Annotated in this window: 6 protein-coding genes; 1 reads left to right on the forward strand and 5 read right to left on the reverse strand. The window is 52.3% G+C overall.

The features are described 5' to 3' along the window. Nucleotides 1–159: 159 nt before the first annotated feature. Nucleotides 160–501, forward strand: a complete 342-nt coding sequence (locus tag Q0650_RS12710) for a hypothetical protein (RefSeq protein ID WP_298819514.1) — start codon at nt 160–162, stop codon at nt 499–501. Between the two features lie 188 nt (nt 502–689). Here Q0650_RS12710 and Q0650_RS12715 read toward each other — a convergent pair whose 3' ends face one another. From Q0650_RS12715 to Q0650_RS12735, 5 genes are all read right to left on the reverse strand, one after another. Further along, on the reverse strand, nt 690–1,178 hold the full coding sequence (locus Q0650_RS12715; RefSeq protein ID WP_298819516.1) for a YbaK/EbsC family protein: 489 nt from the start codon (nt 1,176–1,178) through the stop codon (nt 690–692). A 371-nt stretch (nt 1,179–1,549) separates the two neighbouring features. Beyond that, nucleotides 1,550–1,825, reverse strand: coding sequence for a hypothetical protein (locus tag Q0650_RS12720; protein ID WP_298819518.1), 276 nt, complete (start codon nt 1,823–1,825; stop codon nt 1,550–1,552). 231 nt (nt 1,826–2,056) lie between these two features. Next, nucleotides 2,057–2,566 (reverse strand): DUF5946 family protein, encoded by a 510-nt coding sequence (locus Q0650_RS12725; RefSeq protein WP_298819519.1) that lies wholly within the window; start codon nt 2,564–2,566, stop codon nt 2,057–2,059. Between the two features lie 72 nt (nt 2,567–2,638). Then, entirely contained in the window at nt 2,639–3,583 is a 945-nt protein-coding gene (locus Q0650_RS12730; protein ID WP_298819521.1) for a class I SAM-dependent methyltransferase, read from the reverse strand. Between the two features lie 107 nt (nt 3,584–3,690). Further along, nucleotides 3,691–4,605, reverse strand: a complete 915-nt coding sequence (locus Q0650_RS12735) for an alpha/beta fold hydrolase (RefSeq protein ID WP_298819523.1) — start codon at nt 4,603–4,605, stop codon at nt 3,691–3,693. Between the last annotated feature and the right edge of the window lie 1,433 nt (nt 4,606–6,038).

A 6,038-nucleotide genomic window follows, 5' to 3' on the forward strand; every position in this document is an offset into this window, starting at 1 on the left:
GCGAAATCCACAAGGTTCATGTTGTTTGGGAAATGTGCGCAGTCTGATGAAACAGGTGAATCGGATGTCTACTCAACTTTGAGAGTGGTCTAACAAGCGGTTGCAGCCGGATGCGAGACTGAATCACATGCCGTCAGCACATCTGCAGTGGAAACGTTTATGGACGATGTGAAACTCTCTTCCTCGATGACAATCACAAGGTATCGTGAATTAGAGAAGCAACAAGACCGGAATGCGATTGCCGATTTTATATGTCAGCGCTTTATAGAACGTTATATTACGCCACTACGTGGCGACCCTGATGAGAAACACGGCTTTTGTACCATGGCTATCTGTTGTTTGATGATAGATATGCACATTGATTCGCAGGATATGGTCGAAGGGGTTTGCAAAGGCGCTTGTTGCTTGTTTCATTCAGACCAGGCGATCAAACAGGTTTGTAGCCAGGCATCAGCGCCTTGCTTAGCAATTCTTGCTGAAGTGCAACTGGTTTGGCCGTAGAACATACTGCGGGTTGTCTGGCGAAAGCGGGTCGGTTCAGGTAAAGAACATCGGATCGTCTTGCAGTCTGATCAATCCATTGACCAGGCGTCGCTTACTCCGTTCCTGCCATCGCTTTCTGATCAGGCTACGAGCGCAATTCCGTTTTAGTCAACCTCAGGCGATGAAGTCAAATCGGCTTCGGCGCCTCAATCCTTCACCACATCCACAATCCGCCCTTTGGTGATAGTGACCAGGGTTGCGAATGGTATCGGGAAAATCGAACGTGCCGAGCCTGCTGCCGCATAGACGACTTCAAAGCGGGACAGAGTCTGATCGATCAGCACCGGCAGCGGGGTTCGGTGACCGATGGGCGGCACTCCACCCGGCGCGTAGCCGGTCACGGCAATCGTTGTCTCCGCGTCGGCAATCTTTACTTTCTTGCGGCTAACGTTATACAACGCGCCAAGTTTCCGATCATCGACGCGCTGATCGCCGGCAGTAAGCACAATCATTGGTTGATCGTCGATTATGAAGCAGAGACTCTTGACAATGCTTCCCAACCCGGCGCCGATTGCTGCGGCAGCCTGCGGCGCGGTCGCGGTCGAAACGTCGAATGTCATGATCTGTATCTCCAGGCCAAGCGCCGCAAGTGCCTGTTGCACGTCTTCGGGTGTAAGCTGTCGCCGGGTCTCCACAATAGCAGCTCCTCTCGCCACCAGCGCCTGCTGATGGTTTGATGACTCGATACGAAGGCGCAAGCCGTCCCAGCTATGCCGTCCAAGGGGTTGCACTCCGCGGCGGCGAACCAAACGCAATGGAGCGTAGCCGTCCGCTGCAAGCGCATTAGGTCTTCCTATTGTAGCAGGTTTGGCTGCTGTAATAGACAGCGCCTTCCTGATGTGCAACAATAGGGGTCAACCGCACAGCGGCAAGAGCGGCAGTTCAATGATCCTAACAGGCTTTGGCAGGCAACGCTGGCGCGCTGGGTTCGGGTCTGGTGGCGCAGGACTTGGCTTGACGTTTCCTGCAACGGATGGATTGCCTGGCATTATTGGCGGTTGGCTGCTTATACACGATGCGTGAGGAGGCTGATGACGATGCCTGACGGGGCAGCCAACAGCAAGGCCAGCACTGCCGATACTCCCACACTAATCATCATGAGCGCTACAATCCAGGAATAAGCGTAGTCTGGGCTTGGCGTTCGCACAATGTTACCACGTTCATCTACGCATTGCATTTCAAAATTGACGGCAGGTCGCTCGGCGCCAAATCTATCCCGCAAGGTTGTTTGTGAAGTGATAATTTGCGCCTCGCTGTTGTCGGGGCACAGGAATTGCTCCATGAATTGAGCCACTCTTTCGGCCTGAAGGGTAGCGGAGAATCAGCCGATGAAGCTGGCGGCGGAACACAGACACGAACTGGTGATACTGAAGGTCAGTAACTATGTCAGATAACCAGAGACCGGAACCTGCCGCCATGGATCTCGTGCGATTGCTCCTTCAGAGTTATTTTCTTTGCCAACCACGTTTCATCCTCACGGCACTGCCCATGATGGTTCGGGAGTTGGATAGCGTTATGGCGAAGTGTTGCGCCTCCTTGCCAGTCGTTGAATGACGTGGTGATAGGCCGACCAGGCCTGCCAGACCGATCTAGCCCATTTGTGAACCAGCTCTTGATGCGCAGCGATATCTTGCGCTTTGACAACATCTAACACCGTTATCTGTCCATTTGGAACAGGCGGCTCTAGCCATACAAACTTGTTTGCGTATGTTAAAACGTTCCTGATCGCGCGGGTAGCTTCCTTGCCTGTATACCCATTTTCTAGCACCAGGTAAAGACTTATCAGGTGCGTATTGACTGACTGAATAGATTGGCGTGAAGGTTTTCCGGGATGTTGAACGGCATAGGTATCCACAGTCAGCCGATGCACAGTTTCAAGATCATCATACGATCCATATTCTTTAGCAAGAATTTCGCCATAGATTTCCCAGCAACCTGCGCTGGCTCCAATGTATCGGTGTGGCTCTCCCGGAAGATCACTGACCAACGCGCCGCATCCGTAACACGTAATGAGCTTGTTCATCGTTCTCTCGACTTTTCCGTGTAAGAAATTAGCTACCCGAAAGCTACTTTCTGTCGGGTCAAGCGCGCAATGTCACCCTATCGCGCGCTCGAAGGCGCAGCGGCTGCAATGCAAACTCAGGCGCGCGCTCGCGTTACAGCGTCTTCTCGCCGGGCGTCTGGTCTTTGCGCGACGGAAAACCGGCGAGCGCGCGCTGCCCGTCTCACCACTCAAGCCGGTTATCAGCCGCAGCCGCGCGATGAGCACTGGCGGAATTTCCGTGAAGTGATCCCAGCTTAATGGTCGCCGCGCTTCCTCGCTGCGCTGGAAAACCGGTTCTTCCAACGCATCCAACACAAATCCCACGTGGAAAGCAGGCTTCAAAAGCGCATTGAGCGGACGGTGAAAATAGTATTGCGGCGCGGGTTGGCCGATGATGCCCAGGCCTTTGCTGATCTGTGGCGTGCTGTAGTGGGTCTGAATGACAGCGCGCGTGACCAAGATTTCCCCATCGCGGTCTTCTTCGACCAGCATCTTGCGCGTGCCAACGGTGTTGAAACACGGATGCATCACTGAGAAGACAAATCGTCCACCAGGTTTGAGCATGCGGCTTAACGCCACGAAGAGCGGATCCAGAGTCGCCATATCCATCAGCGCCATTGTGCATACTGCGGCGTCGAAGCGCCGTTCGCCGAGAGCGAGCAACTGCTCCAACTGCGTAGCGTCTATCTGCCGATAGACAATGCGGGCTGCGCCCGTTGTTGTGCGAGCCTGGGCCCGTTCCAGAAACGTTGCGCTGAAATCACATGCGACCACATCGACGCCCAGGCTGGCCATATGGCGCGAGAACGCACCATTGCCGCAAGCGATGTCCAGGACCCGCTCGCCTGCGCGCAGATCGAGCAGCCGCTCGGTCAGAGGGCCGATGAGTTCGCGCTGAAACGAGCCGCCTTCGCCCATATAGTCATCCCAAAATGCGGCGTTTTGCTCCCATAGCGCCTGTGCTTCACGACTCAAGTGGGAAAGGTCTTCTGACATGCGGATCTCCCAAACATTGAATGCTTAAGCGTTATCGCGATCACGTGCCTGATGGACTGCGCTGTATGGTGTAGGTGGGTTGAGTGACGTTGCAGAAATATCTCTAGTTATTCACGCAAAAAGTCGATCAACAGGCGCGTATACTCTTGAGCGCGGTTGAGATAAGGAAAATGCCCTGCGGCTAAGAAGGTATAGATCTTCGCCGTCGGATAAGTAGCTTTCAATTGTTCTCGCAGTGTCAATTCCACGAGCGGATCGTTATCTGACTCGATTATCAGTACCGGTCTGGTGGTTGTCGAGACGATAAACTTCTCAATGACGCAGTGATAACGTCCCACCAATTGCGCCTTACTTATTCTTCCATAGCTAATTTCATTCAAGAATGCCAGAGTTAGCTCATCATAGTCTGAAGTTGGATAAATGGTTTGCTGAAAATTGTTTCGGAATACCGATAAGACCAGCCATTCAGGCAAATAGGGTAGTATTGCCCCCAACGCGCGATTCTTCTCGGCAATCAAGTTGTTGGGTGGGAACGTGTTTGACAAGACTGCGCGGCGAATTCGATCAGGATGTTGCGTCATCAGATATTGGGCAAAATATCCACCCAGGGATGTGCCAATAACCGTAAACTCTTGCGCTCCTTCCCGATCAAGAATAGCCAGAATGCCTGCTTCTAACTCACCCAAACTGTGTACAGGTGGATAGGTTACCGATATGATACGATATTGTTTCTGTAATGCTTCAATTTGTTGCCACCAGATGTCATAAGATCCCGTCATGCCATGCAAAAAGAGCAGCGTCTCTGGTCCTTGTCCGACAGCAACATATTCCCACGTCGCTCCTGCAATGCGCAGGGACTGTGGCGGATTCGCTTTGCGGAAGGATTGGAGTGCTTTAGCAGTAGCGGGATCCACGTTGGCATACAACTGGTCAAACGGAACGTTGGGGGTAGGCCAGAGATACAGCGCGATCAGCCCTGCTCCGATGGATAGTGGGAGTAGCCATTTGATTTGTGAACGCATAGCGATTTCCTGTTTGCGTTTCACCTGTGCCACACGGCAGCGTGATCGCGGCTGCAAGCGAGAGTTGGGCTTTCTTTTTTCTCAGCAAAGATTGCCTGGAAAGGTATCTACGATCACGGTATGACCGGCGCTAACTACATGATCACAGCGATTTCGAGTTGTAGACCGCCCCGCCTCTTTCGTGCAATGTTTGTCTGGGCAAACTTTGTTGGGTGATGTGTTGAGTAAACCCTGGATACACTCTGATCGATGAAGCAAATAGTTGCGAAAAAGTACAAATATCAATCATAGAGAAAGTTCTAAATTGGAAATTACTATAGAATGAGGATCGGGTTTTGTCAAGATGGTTAAACTCCAGCCAGAATCTGCCAGACCAGATGCGCATTGCGATAAATACGGTGCTGTTGGCACAAAACGATGAAATGCGTCTGCTGGCAAGCCCAGGGAGCAAGATTTCAGCATATCGATAGTGGTTGCTCTTGACCATCCTTCGCTACGTATTGCCTAAAAATCTCTATCTGTGCGGTATCAGGGCATAGTGATGTGACGGCAATGGCTTTCGTTCTCCTTATCTCAGGAAACTATTCTGTAATCTGACGTGATCTCGCATTCCCGGTCCGGTAGCTATGTGAATTGCCATCCGAATTTCCAGGCATAGCTTCACAGATGGTAATGGGATTTGCCGTCAACGCTTTGCTCTGGTAATGGCACTCTGAGCGTCACATAAGCATCAATGTGAGTCGCGCCGGCGCGTGGAATGGTCGGGTGAGAGTTGGTGTTGACTTGCTGCAGGTAACGTGATTGGTGTGGCCGGACGCAGCGAGGCGCTTCCAGTCTTTCGCCTTAACGTGTATGATCTGGCTTGCATGTTTGTCGTTTTGGCGTATATTGAAAGCCATCTCATATTGTTGCCGTTTCCTTCTCGATGACCTTGTGCGTCTCACCTGATACAATGTCACAACCTACACGCTGAGTGCCTGGCTGATACTTCTGCCGTTAGGTGACTACAGCGCGATGATGTTAGCCTGAAAGGTATCCAGGTGTTGTCTAAAGGGCTGAATGGCGTGCATCGCATAGCGCAGTTGTTAGCATGACAGGTGGTTCTCAACCCCTCTTGGTGAAAGGTTTGAAGAACGGCATCTGCCCAAAATGCAATTGTCAAGTGTGTTCGCCAGGCCGAACGGGATTGCGATTGGCGATAGCCCTGTCTTCATTTCCACTGCATGGATGACGCAATACTCACCCCATTCTCGCTCTGGTCTGTAGCTTCTGCGGCTACTTCGAGGCCTGTATCGCCGATCCGGCCAGGTTGGCCGAAGTCACGCGCGCCTGTCGCTAGTTCCTGTGACCGATTCGCGGGTGATACAATTGTGTAATCTGTGGGCAGGGGTGAGGTGGTAGTTGAGCGTGCCTGCGGTTGGATTGATTCCGGT

The sequence above is a fragment of the uncultured Chloroflexus sp. genome, assembly GCF_937129525.1.
Taxonomy (GTDB): domain Bacteria; phylum Chloroflexota; class Chloroflexia; order Chloroflexales; family Chloroflexaceae; genus Chloroflexus.